Source organism: Pseudomonas sp. FSL R10-2189, from assembly GCF_009600325.1.
GTDB lineage: Bacteria > Pseudomonadota > Gammaproteobacteria > Pseudomonadales > Pseudomonadaceae > Aquipseudomonas > Aquipseudomonas helleri.
The window spans coordinates 59,305-81,100 of the sequence record NZ_WIVZ01000012.1; the positions used below are offsets into that span (position 1 = coordinate 59,305).

The 21,796-nt window shown below is 61.7% G+C and carries 19 protein-coding genes; 10 read left to right on the plus strand and 9 right to left on the minus strand.

The window, feature by feature from the left end; all coding sequences use genetic code 11:
* Positions 1–7: 7 nt before the first annotated feature.
* Genes GHO32_RS11285 through GHO32_RS11315 form a run of 7 tightly spaced genes read right to left on the minus strand, consistent with a single transcriptional unit; the run spans position 8 to position 8,291 of the window.
* Complete coding sequence (locus GHO32_RS11285; protein WP_153338221.1) at positions 8–2,350, minus strand: DUF1989 domain-containing protein; 2,343 nt, start codon at positions 2,348–2,350, stop codon at positions 8–10.
* A gap of 15 nt (positions 2,351–2,365) precedes the next feature.
* Positions 2,366–3,733 (minus strand): NAD(P)-binding domain-containing protein, encoded by a 1,368-nt coding sequence (locus GHO32_RS11290; RefSeq protein ID WP_153336938.1) that lies wholly within the window; start codon positions 3,731–3,733, stop codon positions 2,366–2,368.
* A gap of 24 nt (positions 3,734–3,757) precedes the next feature.
* Complete coding sequence (gene purU / locus GHO32_RS11295) at positions 3,758–4,624, minus strand: formyltetrahydrofolate deformylase (RefSeq protein ID WP_153336939.1); 867 nt, start codon at positions 4,622–4,624, stop codon at positions 3,758–3,760.
* A gap of 29 nt (positions 4,625–4,653) precedes the next feature.
* On the minus strand, positions 4,654–5,784 hold the full coding sequence (locus GHO32_RS11300) for an aminomethyltransferase family protein (protein ID WP_153336940.1): 1,131 nt from the start codon (positions 5,782–5,784) through the stop codon (positions 4,654–4,656).
* A gap of 42 nt (positions 5,785–5,826) precedes the next feature.
* Entirely contained in the window at positions 5,827–6,843 is a 1,017-nt protein-coding gene (locus tag GHO32_RS11305) for a DUF3445 domain-containing protein (protein WP_153336941.1), read from the minus strand.
* A gap of 12 nt (positions 6,844–6,855) precedes the next feature.
* On the minus strand, positions 6,856–7,782 hold the full coding sequence (locus GHO32_RS11310) for a PDR/VanB family oxidoreductase (protein ID WP_153338220.1): 927 nt from the start codon (positions 7,780–7,782) through the stop codon (positions 6,856–6,858).
* On the minus strand, positions 7,779–8,291 hold the full coding sequence (locus tag GHO32_RS11315) for a dimethylamine monooxygenase subunit DmmA family protein (RefSeq protein WP_153336057.1): 513 nt from the start codon (positions 8,289–8,291) through the stop codon (positions 7,779–7,781). Before GHO32_RS11315 ends, GHO32_RS11310 begins: the two co-directional genes overlap by 4 nt.
* Positions 8,292–8,560: 269 nt before the next feature.
* Between GHO32_RS11315 and GHO32_RS11320 the strand changes: the two genes are divergently transcribed.
* From GHO32_RS11320 to GHO32_RS11330, 3 genes are read left to right on the plus strand one after another with little or no spacing between them, the layout of a single operon-like run.
* Positions 8,561–9,637 (plus strand): ATP-binding protein, encoded by a 1,077-nt coding sequence (locus GHO32_RS11320; protein WP_368668447.1) that lies wholly within the window; start codon positions 8,561–8,563, stop codon positions 9,635–9,637.
* On the plus strand, positions 9,606–10,265 hold the full coding sequence (locus GHO32_RS11325; protein WP_048369121.1) for a response regulator: 660 nt from the start codon (positions 9,606–9,608) through the stop codon (positions 10,263–10,265). The genes GHO32_RS11320 and GHO32_RS11325 overlap by 32 nt, the downstream gene beginning before the upstream one ends.
* Entirely contained in the window at positions 10,266–11,009 is a 744-nt protein-coding gene (locus tag GHO32_RS11330) for a PAS domain-containing protein (protein WP_153336055.1), read from the plus strand.
* Positions 11,010–11,642: 633 nt separating this feature from the next.
* On the opposite strand, the gene GHO32_RS11335 is transcribed toward GHO32_RS11330, so the two are convergent.
* Entirely contained in the window at positions 11,643–12,548 is a 906-nt protein-coding gene (locus GHO32_RS11335) for a LysR family transcriptional regulator (protein WP_153336054.1), read from the minus strand.
* Positions 12,549–12,640: 92 nt separating this feature from the next.
* Between GHO32_RS11335 and GHO32_RS11340 the strand changes: the two genes are divergently transcribed.
* From GHO32_RS11340 to GHO32_RS11355, 4 genes are read left to right on the plus strand one after another with little or no spacing between them, the layout of a single operon-like run.
* Positions 12,641–13,420, plus strand: coding sequence for an SDR family NAD(P)-dependent oxidoreductase (locus tag GHO32_RS11340; RefSeq protein WP_153336053.1), 780 nt, complete (start codon positions 12,641–12,643; stop codon positions 13,418–13,420).
* A complete protein-coding gene (locus GHO32_RS11345) occupies positions 13,421–14,152 on the plus strand; it encodes an SDR family NAD(P)-dependent oxidoreductase (protein WP_153336052.1) in 732 nt (243 codons plus the stop codon).
* A 29-nt stretch (positions 14,153–14,181) separates the two neighbouring features.
* Positions 14,182–15,588, plus strand: a complete 1,407-nt coding sequence (locus GHO32_RS11350; RefSeq protein WP_153336051.1) for an aspartate aminotransferase family protein — start codon at positions 14,182–14,184, stop codon at positions 15,586–15,588.
* Position 15,589: 1 nt separating this feature from the next.
* A complete protein-coding gene (locus GHO32_RS11355) occupies positions 15,590–16,957 on the plus strand; it encodes a glutamine synthetase family protein (RefSeq protein ID WP_153336050.1) in 1,368 nt (455 codons plus the stop codon).
* A gap of 122 nt (positions 16,958–17,079) precedes the next feature.
* Here GHO32_RS11355 and GHO32_RS11360 read toward each other — a convergent pair whose 3' ends face one another.
* Positions 17,080–18,303: an acyl-CoA dehydrogenase family protein gene (locus tag GHO32_RS11360; protein WP_153336049.1), complete on the minus strand. Its 1,224-nt coding sequence runs from the start codon at positions 18,301–18,303 to the stop codon at positions 17,080–17,082.
* A 404-nt stretch (positions 18,304–18,707) separates the two neighbouring features.
* Between GHO32_RS11360 and GHO32_RS11365 the strand changes: the two genes are divergently transcribed.
* Genes GHO32_RS11365 through GHO32_RS11375 form a run of 3 tightly spaced genes read left to right on the plus strand, consistent with a single transcriptional unit; the run spans position 18,708 to position 21,778 of the window.
* Positions 18,708–19,910, plus strand: a complete 1,203-nt coding sequence (locus tag GHO32_RS11365) for an SfnB family sulfur acquisition oxidoreductase (protein WP_178113874.1) — start codon at positions 18,708–18,710, stop codon at positions 19,908–19,910.
* A 16-nt stretch (positions 19,911–19,926) separates the two neighbouring features.
* Entirely contained in the window at positions 19,927–20,373 is a 447-nt protein-coding gene (locus tag GHO32_RS11370) for an acyl-CoA dehydrogenase (RefSeq protein WP_153336048.1), read from the plus strand.
* A 4-nt stretch (positions 20,374–20,377) separates the two neighbouring features.
* Positions 20,378–21,778 carry an LLM class flavin-dependent oxidoreductase gene (locus GHO32_RS11375; protein ID WP_153336047.1) on the plus strand — a complete coding sequence of 467 codons (1,401 nt, stop codon included), beginning with the start codon at positions 20,378–20,380 and terminating at the stop codon, positions 21,776–21,778.
* Positions 21,779–21,796 lie beyond the last annotated feature (18 nt).

Here is a 21,796-nt window from a genome sequence, read left to right on the forward strand (position 1 = left end):
TCGTCGATCAGCTACGCACCCGGCTCTTGTCCGGGTCATAGAAGATCGCTGCGCTGACCGTGGCGCTGATGCGCTTCTGCAGGCCATCGACTTTTCCAACTTCCAGCTCAGTACCGGCTTCGCTGCACGCCACATCCACCCGGCACAAAGCAATGTTGCTGCCCAGCAGCGGTGAGCGGCAGGCGCTGGTGACTACCCCGACCTGGGCCCGGCCACGGTAGACCGGGTCGCCGTGGTGTGCGCCTTCGTTGCCGCTCAGGTGCAGGCCCACCAGCTTGTGCGCGGGGTGGGCGCTGCGGCGCAGCAGGGCGTCGCGGCCGATAAAGTCATCGGTTTTGCTTTTAAGCGGCACTGAAAAACCGATCCCGGCTTCAAATGGATCGGTCTGATCGCTGAACTCATACCCGGCAAAAATCAGACCGGCTTCGATGCGCAGCATGTCCAGTGCTTCCAGGCCCAACGGGACGATGCCCAAGGGTTGGCCCAACGCCCAGATCCGGTCCCAGACGCGCTCGGCATCTTCGGGCTGGCACCAGACCTCAAAGCCCAGTTCGCCGGTGTAGCCGGTGCGCGAAATCATCAGCGGGCAGCCGTCGTAACCGTCCAGGCGACCCACCAAAAAGCGGAACCAGCCCAGGGTTTCAACGCTTGGCTGGCCGGGCGGGGTCCAGACCATCTGTTGCAGCAGCTCGCGGCTGCGCGGACCTTGTACGGCGAGGTTGTGAATCTGCTCGCTGGCGGACTTGATCCAGACTTTCATGCCCAGTTTTAGTGCTTGTTCACGCAACCAGACGCCGGCGTAGTCCTCGCCGCAGATCCAGCGAAAATTGTCCTGGCCCAGCCGCAGCAGCGTGCCGTCGTCGAGCATGCCGCCGTGTTCATGGCACATGGCCGAATACACCACCTGGCCGATTGCCAGGCGCCGCACGTCGCGGGTCAGGCAGTGCTGCAACAAGGCTTCGGCGTCCGGCCCGAGGATTTCGAATTTGCGCAGGGCGGTGAGGTCCATCACCGCCACCCGTTCGCGGCAGCCGAGGTATTCCTCGATGGCGCCGTAGCCGTCGTAGCGCAGTGGCAGCCACCAGTTGCGGTAGTCGACAAAACTGCTGGTGAGGGCGCGGGTACGCCCGTGGAATGCGCTTTCGCGGGTCAGGATCGGGTCGGCATCCGCCGTTGCTCGAGTGCTCATGGCGATGGAAAAACGCTCCTTTTCGCTGTAGATGCGGACATGAATGTCCGTCGGGTTCCAGCCGTTTGCCGGGTCGATGTCGTCCGGGCAGGACGTGCTGCCACACACCAGGTCGGTCATGGCCCGCAGCAGCACGTAATCGCCGGGACGTGACCAGGGCTCGTCGAGGGTCAGGTGCTGGTGCGCGTCGATCCCGGTGTTAAAGAAGAAATTGATCGCCGGCCAACCGGCGCGGGGTTGTACGCCATGCGCGGCGAGTACCCGGCTCAGGTTGTCGCTGCAGTTGTCGTGCCCAAAATAGCCATGGGTTTCGTAGTAGCGTGCCGCGCAAGCCAGGGCGAAGGAGTCGTGGCGGCCAACGGTGTCTTGCACCACGTCGAGCATCGGTTGCATCTGGCGGTCGAAAAACTTCGAAAACAGGCCGGGCAGCGGGTAAGCGCTGCCGTTCAGGGTGCGCGTCACGGTCTGGTCGAGGTCCAGCTCCAGGCCGCGATCCAGCGCCCGGCGGTCCAGCGCGACAAAGTCAGAGCATTGCCGGCCAGCCACATCCAGTACCTGCACGTACTGGCCCTTGGCGACGGTGTAGCTGTGCGCCGTGCCGGGGCGCAGGGTGAATTCGTCGACCAGTTCAGCCAACGGCTCGGGCAGCGCGGGCAGCAGCAGGGCCGAGGGATTGGCCCGTGTCACCAGCACCCGCAGTTCGCTGGGCCGGTACTGGCGGTCAACCGCGGTGGGTTCGGCGGGGGCGGCGATGAGCACCAGCCGTTCAGCCTCGGCAACCCATTGCTGCTGGTGCCCGGCCGGGCTGTCGGTGCCCCAGAGCAGGGCCGGGTGCGGCAGGTTGTTAGCCTCAATGGCGCGTTTGCCCAGGGCTTGAGTGATCCGTCGGGCTTGCAGCGTGGGCTCGCTCAGACGGGTGCGCAGGTAAGTGTTGGCGGCCGATGCGCTCAGCCCCCAATCACTTAACGCGCTGGCGCCTTGCGCATTGAGCGCCAGCAGCTCACACGACTGCTGGCCTTCAAGGTCGATCACTTGCAGGCTGTCACCGGGTTGCATGGCGATCAGGGTCAGACCGCCTGCCGCGACCCGATAGCGCTCCAGATTGGGCGCCCGGGCAAACAATCCGGGTTCGTGGGGTCGGGAAATGCGCGGTGCATTCATCAACAGGCTCCCGGGTCAGCCGACCGACTTGATGGTGGTGGGCGGCTCGCCCAGATACGCCGCCATGGAGTCGTCCAGCGCATGCAGCCACGGCGTGTGGTGGGGCGGCGATTGGGTGCCGGTCATCAGAGAGCGGTACGACTTGTCGCGATAGCCCATGATGTTTTCGGCTTTGTCATGCTTCCAGTGCAGGAAGGTTTGATTGACCGCCGCGATGTCGAAGTTCGGGTAGTCGGTGGCGTCGACCAGTTCCTGGATGTACGCGCCCTGGAATTCGAACATCTGCTGGTTGGTTTCCAGGGCTTGTTCACGGGCCTGCCATTGCTGGCTGTCGGCGGCCCTTTGAGCCGGGTCGGGCAACTGGATGCGCCCCAGAATCACGTCGCGGGCGTACCAGGCCTGGGCGTCGAACATGTTGAACGAGTACCACTGGTCTTGCATGCCGAGGTAGATCAGGCGCGGGTTGGGTTCCCAGAACACGCCCTTGTAGAGGTTCATCGGCCACAAGCGGTTGTCGGTCTTGAGGCTCAATTCGTCAGGCAGGAACGGGAAATGATGCTTGTAGCCGGTGCACAGAATCACCGCGTCGATGTGCTTGCTGCTGCCATCGGCAAACCAGGCGCGGTTGTTTTCCAGGCGTTGCAGCTGCGGTTTTTCTTCCCAGTTGTCCGGCCAGGCATAGCCCATGGGCGCGGTGCGGTAGCAACTGGTGATGCTCCGTGCCCCGTATTTGTAGCATTGCGAACCGATGTCTTCGGCCGAGTAGCTGCTGCCGACAATCAGCAGGTCCTTGCCCTTGAACTCCAGCGCTTCGCGAAAATCATGGGCGTGCAGGATACGCCCGGCGAATTGCTCGAAGCCTTCGAAGTACGGGACCTTGGGCGTAGAAAAGTGCCCGCAGGCGTTGATCACGTAGTCGTACTGCTCGCTGGTCAATGTGTCGCTGTTGTAGTCGTGGGCCTGCACGGTAAAGCGCTGGCTGGCCTCATCGAAAGTCACTTGGCGCACCGCATTGTTGAAGCGGATGTAGTCGCGCACTCCGGCTTTTTCGACCCGGCCCTTGATGTAGTCCCACAGCACTTCACGGGGCGGGTACGAGGCGATGGGGCGACCAAAATGCTCTTCGAAGGTGTAGTCGGCGAACTCCAGGCACTCTTTCGGCCCGTTCGACCACAGGTAGCGGTACATGCTGCCGTGCACCGGCTCGCCGTTTTCATCCAGGCCGGTGCGCCAGGTGTAGTTCCACATGCCGCCCCAATCGTTTTGCTTCTCGTAACACACCAGCTCGGGGATCTCGGCGCCCTTGTCACGGGCCGACTGGAAGGCTCGAAGTTGCGCCATGCCGCAAGGGCCGGCACCGATGATTGCCACGCGTAAGGTCATGATCGTGCCTCGGGTAAGGGGAAATCAGCGAAAGATCACTGTCTTGTCCTGGTTGATGAACACCCGGTGTTCCAGGTGGTACTTCAGCGCTTTGGAAAGGGCCACGGTTTCGGTGTCGCGGCCGATGGCAACCAGCGAGTCGGGCAGGTGGGTGTGATCAACGCGCTGGATTTCCTGCTCGATGATCGGCCCTTCGTCGAGGTCGCTGGTCACGTAGTGGGCGGTGGCGCCGATCAGCTTGACGCCACGGTCGTACGCCTGGTGATAGGGCTTGGCGCCTTTGAAACCGGGGAGGAACGAGTGGTGGATGTTGATCGCCCGGCCCGACAGTTGCTGGCACAAGGTGTCAGACAGGATCTGCATGTAGCGGGCGAGCACCACCAGGTCAGTTCCGGTCTCGTCGACAATGCGCATCAGCTCGGCTTCCTGGCGGGCCTTGTTGTCTTTTGTGATTGGCAGGTAAATGAAGCGAATACCTTCGCGTTCGGCCATAGCCCGCAGGTCCAGGTGGTTGGACACCACGGCGGTGATCTGCATGTCCAGTTCGCCCTTGCGGTGGCGGTACAGCAGGTCGGTCAGGCAGTGGTCGAACTTGCTCACCATCAGCAGCACGCGGGTGGGCTGGCTGGAGCAGAACAGTTGCCACTGCATGTCAAAACCACCGGCCAGAGCGCCCAGCCCGGCACGCAAGGCGTCTATGTCACCGGTGACGCCGTTGTTGAAACGGAACACCGCACGCATGAAAAACTGCCCGGTGAACTCGTCGTCAAACTGCGCCAGTTCACTGATGTAGCACTGCTGGCGGGCCAGGCAGTCGCTGATTGCAGCAACGATGCCGGAGGTCGCCGGGCAGTTGATCTTGAGGATGTAATGTTCGGTCGAAGTGTTCATCAAAGGCTCCGAGGGAAAAAATGGGCGGATCAGCCTTTGGCCGTGCGCTTGGTTTTTTGCGGGTCGTCGAAGGGCAGGGCGTGGCTGACGGCGCTGGCATTGAGGCTGCCGCGCACCTGCAACGGTGTGCCGGGGGGAGCGCAGTCGACACTCAGACGGGCTATCGCCATCGAGCGTTTGCTCAGGCGCGAGTACATGGCGCAGGTGATGACCCCGACCTGTTTGTCGCCTTGCCACAGGGTGTCGCCCGCCTCGGCGGGGCGTTCGCCGTCGAGCAGCACGCCAGCGATCTTGAAGCGTTCTTTGCCGCGTAAACGAAAGTGCTCTTCGGCGCCGCGAAACTCGCGTTTGTCGGGGGAGACGGTGAAGTCCAGGCCCATCTCCCACAGCGTGTCCCCGGCCTTTTGGTCGGCGAAGGGATACATCTGCGAGTTGTCATACGGGAAGAACATCAGTGCGCTTTCGACCCGCAGCCAGTCCAGCGCGGTAAAGGCACACGGGATGATGCCCATGCCGGCGCCGTGCTCGACTATCGCGTCCCAGATGGCCGGTGCGTCGGCGGCCTTGCAGAAGATTTCGTAGCCGCGCTCGCCGGTGTAGCCGGTCCGGGAAATCATCACCGGGCGGTCAAACAGGCGGGTTTGCAGGTGGTGGAAGTACGGCAGCTGGCGAATGCCCGGCACGTATTCCGCCAGAAAATCCACCGCCAGCGGCCCTTGCAACGACAGGTCGTGCAGGTCGTCATCAAACAGCACCGCCACTTGCCGACCTTGCGCCGAACGCACGAGCATTTCGTAGCCGGTGCCTGCGCCGTGTACCACCATGAACGCGTTGGGCCCGGTGCGGTAAACGATGCAGTCATCGACGAACTTGCCTTCTTCGTCGAGCATCGAGGCGTACACCGACTTGCCGGGGTAGAGCTTGGCAATGTCGCGGGTGGTCGCCCATTGCAGCAGGCTCTCGGCATGCGGGCCGACGTAGTGGACTTTTTTCAGCCCCGACACGTCCATCAAGCCTGCGCGGGTGCGGATCGCTTCATGGTGATCGGCCAGCGGGCTGGCATAGGTCCAGGCGGTGCCCATGCCGTTCCAGTCTTCGAGGTGGGAGCCGAGTGCGCGGTGACGCTCGGCCAGTGCAGAAATACGCCATGAATGAGCCATGTGAAAATCCTTGTCTGGAGGAAGGGGGTCAGGAGGCAGAGGTCAACTCTGCGGATCGAATTGCGCCAGCCACTCAACCAGGGTCTGGCGGTAGCGGGTCATGCCCTTGTAATCGGCAATCGGCTCGGGCAGGTCGCGCAGCACCCGGTGCAGGCGGCAACCCCAGCCGGGCTGGGTCACCAGTTCTTGCAGGCTGATCAGGTAGGTACGAATGCTGAACATCACCGCGTTGCTGCGCGGCAGGCGCAGCATCACTTGCAGCTCGACGCGCAGGTGCACCTCCTGGCCGACGTTGTCAGCGGTGATGCGGCCGCGGTCGGCGCCCCATTCGTGAAAGGTCTCGGGCGATGAATCCAGGCGCGGCTTGATCGTCAGCGTCCAGTTCAGGCGCCTTACCGGCTGGCCTGTTTGCAGGTTGAGCAGGTATTTCAGGGCCCGTTCGAAAATGCCCATTTGATGGGCCATCGGCACCGGCGAATGCCACTGTTTGAAGCTCATGCCGGCGTCAAAGGCCAGCGACCAGTCGGCCGGGCTGGTGACGATGCCCGCATCCATAAACAAGTCGTTGTCACGTTGATCGAGCAGGGCGAAGTCGCCTTGTACCTGGCGCCCGATAAACTCCAGCGGCTCGCACGGCAAGCTGCTGGCGTCCCCGAAAACAAAGTGCTGATCAATGTCCAGCAACAGGTTGCGCCAGTGCCAGCGCTCGCCGTCACGATTGAGCACGAACCACTGCGGGTAATCGCCAGCGAGGCTTTCCATCAACAGTTGCAGAGCATCCCAGGCGGCCACCTGCATGTGTGTCAGGACCAGATAACGGCGCGGGTCTTTGTCCAGCACCTGGGCGCGTTCGGCCATTTCCGAGCGGTAGTGTTCGTCAATGTCGAATGCGCAGTGATAAATCGAACCGGGGTCACGGGAGGTGGCGGGTTCGATGTTCACCGAGTACAGGTAGCTGTCTTCGGTGAACGGGAAAGGGAAGCGGCGAATGGCGGCCGGGCTATTGCGAAAGCTGAAGTCGTCGCGGTAGCTGAGCACGGGGCTTGATGGGGTGAGCATGGTCTACTCCTCCTAGAGATCCAGCGATACGCAAGGGTGGCCGCGCGAGACGCAGGGCATTAAAAATTCGGCTTGCTCGGCGGGGCTCAGAAAACTGTCGCGGTGCTCGATGGCGCCACCGCTGTGGCGCACCTTGCATTGGCCGCACACACCGCCACGGCACAGGTTGGGCACGTTGAGCCCGGCGGCTTCCAGGGCTTCGAGCAGGCTTTGCTCGGCGCCGACCCGCAGTTGCCGGGCGCTGCGCAGCAGATTCACGTCAAACGGCTGGCCGGGCTGCGCTGCGCTGAAGGCCTCCCAGTGCACCCGCTGTGCGGGCCAACCGAGGGCGTTAGCCTGCTGGCGAACGGCATCGAGCAAGGGTTGCGGGCCGCAGCTGTAAACGTGGCTGCCCAGTGGCCGCTGGCGCAGGATGTGGTTCAGGTCGGGCCGTTGGTTATAGGTGTGCAGGCGCGTGCCAAGGCGCTGTTGCAACTCGTCGACATAGGCATCGCTCTGGCCCTGGCGATACACGTAGTGCAATTCGAAGTTTGCCTGGCGCTGTTCCAGGGCCGCGATGTAGGCCATGAACGGGGTGATGCCGATGCCACCGGCAATCAATATGTGCAGGCTGGCGGTCGAGTGCAGGGCAAACAGGTTGGCCGGGGCCGACAGTTGCAGGGTGTCGCCCACCTGCACCTCGCGGTGCAGAAAACGCGAGCCGCCGCGTGAGTGTTCTTGCAGGCGTACGGCAATCCGGTAGTGGCGGTTGTCGGCCGGGTCGCTGGTCAGGGAATAGGCATTGCGCAACGTGCCTGTGGCCAATGGTAAATGGACTTGCACATGGCTGCCGGGGGAGAACGCCGGCAAGTGGCCCGAGCTCGGCGTGAAGGTGAACTCGCGCACGGCTTCGGTGAGCATCCGCGTGGCGCTGACCTGCACCTGCAGCGGGCGGCTCATGAGTGCGCTCCTGCATACGGTTGGTCCGGGTTGCGGCACACGCCGATGTACGCGCCCAGCCGCCGGGAAAAATGCTCGCGCACTTCCAGCTCGACGTCACAGCCCAGGCACGCCAGTTGCGCGGTGGGCGAGGCGGCCTGGAGCAGGCCGCAATGCACGCAATACACCTGGCGCGGGCCGCTGAGGGTATGGCTGAGGTCGATTTCCTGTTCTTCGAGCCCGGCGTCGCGGGCCAGACCGTGGATGCGCCACATAAACGCTTCGTCGCCCATCACGTAGAGGTGGCTGCCCACCGTGGCACTGCCCAGAAGCTGTTGCAGGCGTCGGGCAAAGTCCGGGTGTTCGGCGTTCAACACCTGAGCCGGCTCCAGTTCGCTGACAAAGGGGGCACTGGCTGCGGTGCTTTGCATGACCACGAGGTGCTGGCGGGCATTGGCGCCAAGGGGCGCCGCCTGATAGCGCGGCAGGCTGTGGCGTTGCTCGAGGGCGGCATTGAGGCTATCCGTCATGTGGGCTGTCCTGGCTGATCCACCCCGAGTAAACAGGGCGAAAGTGGCGTTTTGTGTTTCCTGTTGGGGAAGATAGTTTCCTAAGGGGAAAATCTTCTCAATCTGGCCAAAGGGCTACCTCTTTGGAGATAAGCCAAGCGTGGCGGGCCTCAGGGGCACGGAAGTTGCTCGTGTTTGCGTGGGTTCACAGGGAGTTAACGAGAGTGCAAACACGATCGCGATGGTGGCCGCTCTGGTTGGGGCGTGTCCGCCCTGAACAGGCAAGCAGCGTGCGCAAGCTGCTGATCGAACTGCCCTTGAGTCAGTTGCACGTGGACAGTGCCGTGAGCGATTTTTTGGACCGTTTTGAAGCACTGCTACCGATGGCCAGACTTGATCTGATGCTCGCCGAGGAGGGGCCGCAGACCTCGCATTGCGGTGTGCTCAAGCGTTGCCCGGCAGTGGCCGGTTGCCCGTTGCTCGATCACCCGGCAACTGACACCGCACATGCCTGTGTCCCGTGTCGGCGGCGTGGCGTGCAGCGGCTGTTGTGTGTCACGGCGGCCGCCGATGTGCCATCTGGATGGCTGTTGCTGGACACCCCGCGGGCGGCCGATGGCAGTTGGCGCCAGTTGTTGAACGAAGTTGCCCAGGGGCTCAGCGTCACCCTGCGCGTGCGCGGCTACAGCCGGGAGCAACAGCGCAAACAGGCCACCTCGCAGCACGCGGCCCTGGCCCGCGAGCTGCACGACTCCGTGGCCCAGCAGTTGGGTTATCTGTCGTTTCAGGCGCGGGTGCTGCACGCGCAGATCAACACGCCTGAACAGGCGGGCGCGGTGCTCCAGGAGCTGCGCAGCGGTTTGAGCCAGTTACAGCGCCAGGTGCGCGAGCTGATCACCAGCGCCCGACTGACCATGGACGGGCGCTCGTTGCGTCAGGCCCTGGCAGACTCGGTGGCAGAGTTTTCCCGGCGTTGCATCATCGTCTTCGAGCTGGATAACCGCCTGGCCGACAATGCCTTGAGCGCGGAAACCGAATTGCAGGTGCTGCAGATCATCCGCGAGGCGCTGGCCAATGCAGTGCGCCACTCGCACGCGCGGCATGTGCGCATTGAACTGCGGCAAAGCCAGGGCGGCGAGGTATCGGTATCGGTCGAAGACGACGGCATCGGCCTGAGCCCTGCATCCGGTGAAGAAAACCATTTTGGTCTGGCGATCATTCGCGAGCGGGCGGCCAGCATTGGCGCGCGTTTGAGCATCGACGCCAACCGCCCGCACGGGGTGCGTGTGCACCTTGCGCTGGTCGGCCATCCAGACGTGCCAGAGGGGAGTTTCGATGCAGAGCACCACCTTATTGCTGATCGATGATCATCCGCTGTTTCGCAAGGGCCTGGCGCAGCTGTTCAGTGCCAGTGACGACTTCGAAGTGGTCGGGCAGGCCGCCAGTGGGCGTGAGGGCATCAACCTGGCCGTCAGCCTGGCACCGCAGCAAGTCCTGCTGGATTTGCACATGCCCGGCCTGAGCGGCTTGCAAGTGCTCGACGAACTGCGCCAGTTGCGCCTGGAGTGCCAGATCGTGGTGCTGACCGCGTCCATGGACCGTAGCGAGTTGCTCAGTGCATTGCGCTTGGGCGCAAGCGGTTATGTGCTCAAAGAAACCGAACCCGATGCCTTGCTGGCCTACATGCGCAATTGCAACAAGGGCGCGATTGTTCTGGATTCCACCTTGATTGCTTTGCTTGCCGATCAAAACGAGGCGGTGAGTGCGTGCGACCCGTTGGACACAAGTCACCTGACCGAGCGTGAAGGCCAGACTCTGGCGCTGATTGCGGCGGGCATGAGCAATAAACAGATCGGCCGCAAACTCGGGATCAGCGACGGCACGGTGAAGATCTACGTGAAGAACCTGCTGCAAAAGCTCAGCCTGCACTCACGCCTCGAACTGGCAGCCTGGGTGCATAACGGGGCATCGAACCGGTCCGAGGAGCGTCACTAAATGATGGAACGACGAGAAACACAGCCGCAGGTGCTGTCGTGGACGCTGATGGACGGCTTTGCGGCGGCGCTGCTGGAGCTTCGCGACAACGGGCAAATCGTTCACTTCAACCGGGCCTGGGTCGAATTGATGGACCAGCCGCCGGCGCAGCGCAACCTGATCGACTACGTGCACCGTGAAGACCGCTCGTTATGGCGTCAGGCCCTGCTGGAGTTGCAACGGCGCCCGGCCACCACGTTCAGCCAGCGCTTGCGCTTTGTTCATCCCTCAGGCGAATTGCGCTGGCTGGAGGTAAGCCTCAAGCGTGGGCCTGGCGGGTTTTATCTGGTGGCAGGCGACGTCACCGCACACAAACGCCGCGAGATTGCCCTGCAGGCCAGCCAGCGCAGCAGCGCGAGTTTGCTCGACAGCATGCCGGGGTTGATTTATCGCGGGCGCAACAACCGCGACTGGACCATGGAATTTGTCAGCGCCGGGTGCTTGCGCCTGACCGGCTACCCGCCGGAGCGTCTGGTGGACAACCATGAATTCACCTACAACAGCTTGATCCTGGAGCAAGACGCCGATTACGTCTGGCGCGAAGTGCAATACGCCCTGACGCGCGGCGAACCGTTTGAATTGAGCTATCGCATTCGCTGCGCGGATGGCGTGATCAAAAAAGTCTGGGAGAAGGGCGTGGGCATCTATGCCGACACCCGCGAAGTACTGGGCATCGAGGGCGCTATTTTCGAACGAGGCACTTAAGGGGCTCGTCTACAACACCGTGCTGCCGCGCAGCAAACAGGCCACTGAATATCTTCAGCATCCCCCAATTGGTTCCCTCTCCTTCGGGAGAGGGCTAGGGTGAGGGGCTTTTGCTTTGATGTACATATCCGTTGCTGCGGCAACGGCCACTTAGGGTTCCGGCCTTACGCCGTGCCACTTTGAAAAGCGCAAAGTGGCCAAACGCTTTTTGCCCCACCACTCGGTGCCTCGCTAAGGCTCGGCATACCCTCACCACAGGCCTTGTTCCGTGGGCCCGCCGCGATCGGCCATCCTTGGCCGTGTCGCGGCTAACCCGGCGTCCTGCCGGGTTACCCACTGCGCAAAACCTGCGTTCGGCCAGCGTGGTTTAACGGGGCCTCTTGGATCAAGATCACAAGCCAGATCAAGATCAACAGATCGCGAGCAAGCTCGCTCCTACAAAGCCTTTAGAATCAATCACTTATTTTCTTTTTGATAAGAGCGAGCTTGCCGCGCGATCTTTTGATCTAAGAGTCCCTCTCCCGAAGGAGAGGGAACCGATTGGGGGATGCTGAAGACACTCGCTGGCCTGTTTGCTGCGCGACAGCGCGGCGTCGAAGACGGGGCGGCAGATCAGGTGACGGTGTTGCAGAGCTACGAGCGGCGCGGTTCGTTGTTGACCATCTCGCGCATCAGCGCCAGGTAGCGGCTGGCGCCTAACCCCAGCGGGCGGTTTTTGACCCAGACGATGTCGACCCACAAGCGCATCTGGCTGGCCATGTTGTCAAACACCACTTCGGTCAGCGCACCGGTTGCAATCAAGGGTTGCACCAACGGTCGCGGCAACCATGCCCAGCCGACTCCGGCTTGTACCAGATCAAGGGTCGCCAGGTAGCTGTCGCTCAACCACACGCGGCGTGACAGCACCACCCGCGGGTCGGAGCCGGTGGGCTCGTCGGTGGCGACGATAATCTGCCGGGTATTGACCAGCTCTTCTTCACGCAGCGGGCTTTTTTGCTCGCCACCCGCAGGGTGGTCTGGCGACACCACGGCCACCAGCAACTGGCTGCCGGCTTCGAGAAAGGTTTCGCGCTCATCAATACCCGGACGCTCAAAAACCAGCGCCAGTTGCACCGTGCCCTCGTGCAGCATGCGAATGGCCTGGGACTGCGAAGCCGAACGGACCTCGATTTCCAGGGTGGGAAATTCCCTGGCCAGCGTCGCCAGCGGGCGGCTCCAGACCCCGGTTTGCAGCTCCGGGGCCATGGCCACGATAAAGCGTTGCTCCAGCCCTTGATGCAGTTGCAAGGCATGGGCATCGAGCAGGTTCAATTGGCTGGCGACCTGCCTGGCCTGCGGCTCCAATGCGCGGGCAGCGGGGGTGGGGATGGCTTTTCGGGTCGAGCGGTCGAACAGCACCAGGTCCAGTTCGGCCTCCAGTTGTGACACCGCCATACTCACCGCTGAAGGTACGCGACCGAGCTTGCGCGCTGCCGCAGAAAACGAACCGCTGTCGACGACGGCGAGGAAAACCTTGAGTGTTTCGCTGGTGAAGGCCATGGGTTGTCAGTTTTGTTGATGATAATCGTCTTTTTTTATCAGCTTTATGAACCTAAATTCCAGTCCCATCACAACCGCAGGTGGGATGCAGCATGTTCAAGGTGAATGATCAGGGGCGCGTCGCGCTCGTCAGTGGCGCCGGTAGCGAACGGGGTATCGGCATGGCCATTGCCCGCAGGTTGGGGGCGGCCGGGGTCAAGCTGATCATTACCGCCAGTAGCGCGCGCATTGCTGAACGGGTCGCAGAGCTGCGCGCAGAAGGCTTTGACGCCCACGGCCGGGTCGCAGACCTGACCGATGAACACCAAGTGCATGAGCTGGGGCAGTGGGCCGAAAGCCTCTGGGGGCGCATCGACATTCTGGTGAACAACGCCGGCATGGCCATGCAGGGCAGCCCGGAACCGTTCAGTGAACTGGCGAGCATGGATTTACACACCTGGAACCTGTCGCTGGCGCGTAACCTGACCAGCGCCTTTTTGCTCACCCGCGCCGTGTTGCCGGGCATGAAAGCCCGTGGCTACGGGCGCATCGTCAATATCAGCTCGACCACTGGCACGCGCGGCAGCAACCCCGGCGAGTCGGCTTACAGCGCGGCCAAGGCCGGCATGCTCGGGATGAACATGGGTCTTGCCCTGGAAGTGGCCAGCCACGGCATCACCGTCAATGCGGTGGCCCCCGGCTGGATCGCCACCGGCTCCAGCACGCCCGAAGAAGCAGAAGCCGCACGTTACGTGCCCATAGGCCGTGCAGGCGACCCGCGAGAAGTGGCCAGCGCCGTGGCGTTTTTGGCGTCATCCGAGGCCAGCTACATCACCGGCGAAGTGCTGGTGGTGGATGGCGGCAATTGTCTGATCGAAAACAAGGCGCCCTGAATGTCTGAGTCCACTGTTTCAGTACTGGTGACCGGTGCCGCAGGCGGCGTCGGGCGGGCGCTGGTTGAGCATTTTACAAAGCAGGGCTGCAAGGTCTTCGCCACCGATCTCACGGCTTTAGAAGTTGACTACCAAGCCGATATTCGCCGCCCCGCAGCGTGTAAAGCGGTGGTTGCCGCTGCGATGGCGGCCATGGGGCGTCTGGATGTGCTGATCAACGCCGCCGGTGTCTGGCGTGAAGGCCCTGTAGAGGAATGCAGCGAAGAAGACTTTGATCTGGTGCTGGATGTGAACCTCAAGGGCACTTTTTTTATGTGCGCTGCGGCCATCCCGTACTTAAAGGAATCTGAAGGCAGCATTGTGAATATTTCCAGCGATGCCGGACGCCAAGGCAATAAAAACGCCGCCGCGTATTGCGCCAGTAAAGGCGGGGTGACGTTGCTGAGCAAAACCCTGGCGCTGGATTTGGCGCCCTTTGGCGTGCGTTGCAACGCGATTTCCCCCGGCGATATCGAGACCCCGATGCTCAGGTTTCAGGCCGAGCAATACGGCCAAGGCGATACGCAAGGCTATTATCGAGCCTTGCTGGACAAGTACCCGCAGGGTGCGCGTGCGCGTTTTATTCAGGCGCAGGAAATCGCCGAACTGGCGTTTTTCTTGAGCCAGCCCGGTGCGCGCTCGATTACCGGCGCCGATCTGGCCATCGATTGCGGCCTCTCGGCTGGCAACTAACAACAACACGCAGCAAAAAGGACTTAAGCATGTCGATCAGTGGAATTAGCGAATCAGCGGTTGAAGCGTTCGCAGCGACCGAACGCGAGCGTTTTATCCAGAACAACCCCAAGTCGATTGCGCTGGCAGAGCGGGCCCGGGCCAACCTGTACAACGGTGTGCCCATGCACTGGATGAGTGACTGGTCAATGCCTACGCCGCTGTTTGTGCAGCAGGCCAAAGGCGCACGTTTCACCGATGTCGATGGCCATGAATACGTCGATTTTTGCCTGGGCGATACCGGCAGCATGTTCGGACATTCCCCCGAGCCGATTGCCCGCGCCATGGTCGAACAAGCCCACAGAGGCCTGACCACCATGCTCCCCGGCGAAGATGCGGTGGTCTGCGGCGAGCTGCTTGCCGAGCGCTTTGGCTTGCCGTTTTGGCAGGTGACCGCGACGGCCACCGATGCCAACCGCTACGTGGTGCGCTGGGCGAGGGCGATCACTCAACGCAAGACACTGCTGGTGTTCGACGGCTGCTACCACGGCACTGTGGATGACGTGATGGTGCGTAATCGCGAGGGCGCGACAGTGCACCGTTCCGGTCTGGTCGGCCAGGCCTACGACCTGACCCAGTACAGCCGGTCGATCCCCTTCAATGACGTCGACGCCCTTGAGGCGGCGCTGGCGCAGGGCGATGTCTGTGCGCTGTTGTGCGAACCGGCGATGACCAATATCGGCATGGTCCTGCCCGCAGACGGCTTTATGCAAAAGTGCCGTGAACTGACGCGCCGCTATGGCAGCCTGCTGATCATCGATGAAACCCACACCATCTCCACCGGCATGGGCGGTTGTACCCGCCTGTGGGACTTGCAGCCGGACTTTTTTGTGGTCGGCAAGCCGATTGCCGGGGGCGTGCCCTGCGCGGTATTCGGGTTTACCCAAGAAGTCGCGGCGGTGATGCAGGCCGTGCAACAACAAAACGCTGAGCAAAGCACCGGGCATGGCCACAGCGGCATGGGCACGACCTTGTCAGCCAATGCCCTGGCCATGCATTGCATGCGCGCCAATTTGCAGGAGGTCATGACCGAACAGGCTTACCAGCACATGTTGCCGCTGGCAGCCGACCTGGCCCAAGGGCTGCGGGGCGTGTTTAAACAGCACGGCCTGCACTGGTCGGTGACGGAATTGGGCGCACGCTGCGAGTTCCAGTTCTGTGCCACGCCCCCCAAAACCGGCGCGCAAGCCGAGGCGGCGTTCCATGACAGCCTGCAAATGGCCTTGCACCTGTACCTGATCAACCGCGGGATTCTCATCACGCCGTTCCACAACATGACCCTGTGCTGCCCGTCCACCAGCGCGGCGGATGTCGAACGTTTAATTGGCGAACTGGATCAGGCGCTGAGCACCTTGCTGGCGCTGCCGGGTGCTCGCGTCGCCACTCACGAGGTTTGAAATGCAATTTGCCGATAGAAAAGAAGCTGAAGCCTTTTTGGCTGCCAACCCGCAGGTGCGCAGCATCGAGCTGTTCCTGATCGACGCCAACGGCGTGCCGCGTGGCAAGTTGTTGCACCGCGATGAGCTGCTGGCCATTTACGACAACGGGCGACCGCTGCCCAGTTCGATTCTGGCGTTGACCCTTCTGGGTGAAGACGTTGAAAGCACCGGGCTGGTCTGGGACGTGGCCGACGCAGATTGCTGGACATACCCGTTGCCCGGCAGTCTGACCGTGCAACCCTGGCGCACCACGCCGACCGGCCAGTTGCAGGTGAGCATGCACCCCGAACAGGGCTTGCCAGCGGCCCCGGCTGATCCCCGGCATGTGCTTGCGCAGACCATTGACCGGCTCAAGGCCGACGGTTACCACCCGGTGATGGCGGTTGAGCTGGAATTTTATTTGCTCGACCGCCAACGTGACGCCAATGGCCGCCCGCAACCGGCACTGCAAGCCAATGGCGTGCGCCCGCAGGCGCCGCAGGTCTACGGAGTTTACGAGCTTGAGCAGCTACAGCCGTTTCTGGACGACCTGTATGCCGCCTGCGAAGCGCAAGGCTTGCCGGTGCGCACGGCAATTTCCGAGTACGCGCCCGGTCAGGTCGAGCTGACCCTTGAGCATCGTTTCGACGCACTGCAGGCCATCGATGAAGGCGTGCGCTACAAGCGTTTGGTCAAAGGGGTGGCCAACAAGCACGGGCTACAGGCCTGTTTTATGGCCAAGCCGTTCAGCGATCAGGCGGGCAGCGGTTTGCACCTGCACGTGAGCCTGGCCGATGAACAGGGGCACAACCTCTACGCCAGTGATGACCCTCACGGTACGCCGCTGCTGCGCCATTCCATCGGCGGGATGATGCACACCCTGACGGATTCGCTGGCGATCTTTTGCCCTCACGCCAACTCGTACCGACGCTTTCAGGCCAGCAGTTATGCGCCGCTGGCCAAGAGTTGGGGCGTAAACAATCGCACCGTGTCATTTCGAGTGCCTGGCGGGCCTGCGCAGAGTCGGCACATCGAACACCGCATCTGCGGCGCCGACGCCAACCCGTATCTGGCGGCGGCTGCGTTGCTGGCAGGGATCCATCTCGGCATCCGTCAGCAGATCGATCCGGGTGCGCCGATTGTGGGTAATGGCTATGAGCAGGCGACTGACTTTCTGCCCACCGACTGGCTCACTGCGCTGCTGGCACTGGAGCGTTCAAGCTGGGCACGGGAAGCGTTGGGGGAGGGGTTTATCAAGGTCTACCTGGCCATCAAGTGGCAGGAGTACCGGCTGTTCAACGCTGAAGTGGGTGAGCAGGACTGGCGCTGGTATTTGACCCACGCTTGAGCTGTGCAAAAACCTGTAGTCGCTGCCGAGGTACGAGGCTGCGATGGGTTGCGAAGCGATCCCTCTGACGGTGGTCCTGCGGCCCGCATCGCAGCCTCGTGCCTCGTCAGCGACTACGTCTTTTAGCTTTTTACGCTGTTGCCGATCTGCCAGACGTATTTGGGTTCGATGCCGTTGACCACCCAGTCGCCGATGATCCGCGCCTTGAAGATCCACGGGTTATGTGACGCGGCGGTGCGGGCGTTGCGCCAGTGACGGTCCAGCGACTTGTTGATGCTGACACCGGAGGCGCCGAGCGCATTGAACAGGTCGGTGGTTGCCCGCAGCACCAGTTCCGAGACCACGACCTGGGCCTTGGACGTTTCAATTTCGGCGTCGATATTGGCCTGGCGTTCGGCTTCGGCATCGTTGGCAAAACGCGCAAGGTAAGCGCGCTGCAGCGGTTCGGCCGAGCGCAGGGTGGCCGCTTCGGCGGCGTAGACCTGTGCCGAGATTTGCCCCACCACCTGCTGAATTTGCGGGTCGCCGTGGGTGGTATCGGCAGAACCCTGGCTGAACACGCGCTTGCGGGTGCGCACTTCATTGGCCACATCGCGCTCCACGGCACGACCAATCCCGGCCAGCACCGCCAGCAAGACCAACTGATAAAACGCGGTCTGGTATTTGAAGCGGGTTTCGAATGGGATCACCTGCTCGGCGCTCAGCGGTACCTCGACATACAGCGACGTGCCGCTGCCGGTGGTGCGCTGGCCAAAGCCGTCCCAGTCATCGCTGTGGCTGACGCCCGAGTGGCGGGCGTCGACGATGGCAATCACATCGGCGCCGTTGTCCGAGCGCTGCGCGTAGACGTCCACCCAGTCGGCAAAAATGCTGCCGGTGCTGTAATACTTGGCGCCGTTGAGCACGAAATTCTCGCCTTCCGGGCGCACTTTGGTGATGACCTCGCCGATTTTAACTGCGCCGATTTCGGTCCAGCCATTGCCTACCAGATCCCCCGCCACAAAGCGCGCAAACCAGGCATCTCGCGCCGGGCTTGGCGGAGCATTGAGACGGTCTTCGACAAAGGCAAAATGGCCACGCAGCGATTGCACAATGTTCGAGTCGGCCTCAGCCAGTTCGATCAGCAACTGGAACAGCTGGCTGATTGAAGCCCCCGCGCCGCCGAACTCCACGGGCACCCGCACTGCGCCAAAACCGGCTTCTTTCAGCCAGCGAATCGGCTCAAAAGGCAGGTCGCGCGCCTGCTCGCGCTCCACCGTCCCGGCGGCGATTTGCCGGAACTGTGGGCGAAAACGATTGGCCAGCGTTTCGTAGTCGGTGCCGACGGACAGAGGGTTTTGACTCATGACAATGCTCCTGCATAAATAAAGGTCACTGGCATGTCCGTTGCACAGTCTGTGCCGTTACATCGCAAGCCGATAATTCGGACGTTTGGTGCTTTTTTGTCAGCCCAACTGTTGGCTTTGCAACAGTGGATTAACACGTTGTACGCCAATCCAACAGCACCGCTCCGGGCTTGCCTTGCGATCTTTTTTGAAGATCAAAAGATCGCGAGGCGAGCTCGCTCCTGCAGGTATGTGTTGTTATCGCAACTGTTGCTTAGCCAACAGCAAGTGGACAGATTGCACGTGGGTTGTTGTTATTTGCTCAGCATTACATTTGCTAACTATCTGATATATAACGATATTTAAAAACGGCACGACCTGTGCAATGGGGACTTCAGTGTTTTCCACTGGATTGGAGTCTGCCCATGAGCATTTCTGTATCACCCCCTGCCAAGGCCCATGTGATCACCTCGGATGCCGAGGCCATCGAGATCGCCAAAGCCCTGGCGGTGCGTTTTGCTGAAGAAGCCTCGGTGCGTGATCGGGACCGGCGTTTGCCGGTGGCCGAGCTGGATCTGTTCGCCGCCAGCGGCCTGTGGGGCATTACGGTGCCCAAGGCTTACGGCGGAGCCGGGGTGTCGTATGTCACCGTTGCCGAGGTGATCAAGATCATTTCGGCGGCCGACTCGTCCCTGGGGCAAATCCCGCAAAACCACTTGGGCGTGCTGGATATCCTGCTGCACACCGGCAGCGAAGAACAAAAGCGTTACTACTACGGCAAAGCCCTGGAGGGCTGGCGTTTCGGCAACGCCTTTTCTGAATCCAAGAGCAAAAATGTCGGCGCTTTCCAGACCCGTATCCGCTTTGAAGACGAGCACGCAGTGGTCGACGGTGAGAAGTTTTACTGCACCGGCGCACTCTTCGCTCATATCGTCCCGGCGGTGGGCGTGGATGAGCAGAATCGCCCCTTTATCGCCTTCGTCGAGCGCGACAATCCGGGGCTGACCATCATCGACAGCTGGGACGGTTTCGGCCAACGCACCACCGCCAGTGGCGGTGCTGTGCTGGCAGGCGTGCGCGTGCCATTGAGCGCCGTGATCCCGGCGTACAAAGCCTTTGAAGAACCCACGGCGGATGGCCCGATCTCGCAAATCATTCAGGCGGCAGTGGACACCGGCATCGCCCATGGCGCCTTTGAACAAGCGCTGATTCATGCGCGGTTGTCCCGCCCGTGGGTCGACAGCCAGCTGGATCACGGCTGGCAAGACCCTTATACGATTGCCGCGATTGGCGATTTGCAATGGCGTCTGCACGGCACCGACGCGATTCTGGCCAAGGCCGGCCGGGCCATTGATCACGCGTTGCTTTCGCCCAGTGAAGAGAGTGTGGCTGAAGCCTCGGTGATTGTGGCTCAGGCCAAAGTGCTTTCAGCCGAGATCGCCTTGCTCGCCAGCAGCAAGCTGTTCGAGCTGGCCGGTACGCGCTCGGTGCTCGGCAAACACAACCTCGACCGCTTTTGGCGCAACGCCCGAACTCACACCCTGCATGACCCGGCGCGCTGGAAATACCACCTGATCGGCAATCGTCTGCTCAACGGCATCCTGCCTCCACGCCATGCCTGGAACTGATAGAGGACTCACCACCATGAACAGCCCGGCAATCGCTTTGCCCAACCAGCTTGCAGCAGCGGCCGAAGACTTGCGTCTGGCCCGCCAAGGCCTGGAGCAGACCCTCACATTCGTTCGCGAACAGGCCCAACCGTGGGCGCTCAGCGGCTTAAGCAAGGACGTGGACGACCCGTACATCATCGGCAAGTTTGGCGACCTGAACATTCGTCTCGACGTGGCCGAAGCCCTATATCTGCGCGCGCAACACTTTGTTGGCCCGGCTACCGAGACCCTTATAGCGACGGCCGAAGCCGTGCTCGCCAGCGCCGAAGCGTTGCAGGCGGTGGGCAACGTACAGCAAGAACTCACTGGCAGCCGTTCACCGTCGCCTTCTCTGGAAGGCCGCGAACCCTTGCGCTGGCAGGCCCGGATTATTGGTAACCACCGTTTGAACGGCGTCATACCGCCTCAGCTTCAGGAGTAAACAGATGTCCCGTGAAATTCGTCTCAACGCTTTCGACATGAACTGTGTGGGCCACCAGTCGCCCGGCCTCTGGGCGCATCCGCGTGACCGCTCATGGCAATACAAAGACCTGGAGTACTGGACCGATCTGGCAAAAATCCTCGAGCGCGGCAAGTTTGACGGCTTGTTTATCGCCGACGTGCTGGGCATTTACGATGTTTATCGCGGCAACGGCGAGGCGGCGATTCGTCAGGCGGCGCAAGTGCCGGTCAATGACCCGCTGCAACTGATTCCACCGATGGCGATGGTCACTGAGCATTTGGGGTTTGGCCTGACTGCGTCGTTGTCGTTTGAGCATCCGTACCCATTCGCCCGTCGCCTGTCCACGCTTGATCACCTGACCAAGGGCCGTGCTGGCTGGAACATCGTGACCTCGTACCTGGAAAGTGGTGCCAAGAATCTCGGGCAAAAAACCCAGACGGCCCACGACTCGCGCTACGACTTCGCCGAGGAATACCTGGAAGTTTGTTACAAGCTCTGGGAAGGCAGCTGGGAAGAGGGCGCGATCCTGCGTGACCGGGAGCGCCGGGTATTCAGTGACCCGAGCAAAATCCATGAGATCCAGCATGTCGGCGAGCACTTCCAGGTGCCCGGCATTCACCTCTGTGAGCCATCGCCGCAGCGTACGCCGGTGCTGTACCAGGCCGGCGCCTCCAGCCGTGGCAAGCAGTTTGCCGCTGAACATGCCGAGTGCGTGTTTGTGGCGTCGCCGTCCAAGGCCTTGTTGAAAAAGACCGTGGCTGATATTCGCCGTCGTGCTGCCGAGGCGGGCCGTGACCCGTCGAAAATCCTCATTTTCAACCTGCAAACGGTGATCGTCGGTGAGACCGACGCCAAGGCCAAAGCCAAGTTCGAAGAGTACAAAAGCTACGTCAGCTATGAAGGGGCAATGGCCTTGATTTCAGGCTGGACCGGTATCGACTTCAGCCAGTTCAAGCCTGACGAGCCGCTCAAACACGTGCACACCAACGCCATTCAATCGGCAGTGGAAACCTTCTCGACTGCCGATCCGAACACGATCTGGACGCCAAACGCACTGGCCGACTGGGTGGGTATCGGTGGTTTTGGCCCGCTGTTTGTCGGCGGCCCGGAAACCGTGGCCGATCTGCTTGAAGATTGGGTGGCCGAGACCGACGTCGACGGGTTCAACCTGGCTTATGCCGTGACCCACGAAACCTTTATCGACGCGGTGGAGTTGCTGGTACCTGAGTTGCAAAAGCGCGGGGTGTACAAAAAGGAATATGCGCCGGGTACATTGCGCGAGAAACTGTTTGGCGAAGGCCCGAAACTGGCGGATTGGCACCCCGGTGCCGGCTACCGTAACCTCGGCGAACTGAACCGGGCGCGTGAAAAAGAACGTGCGTGATGAGCTGTTTTCAAAAGA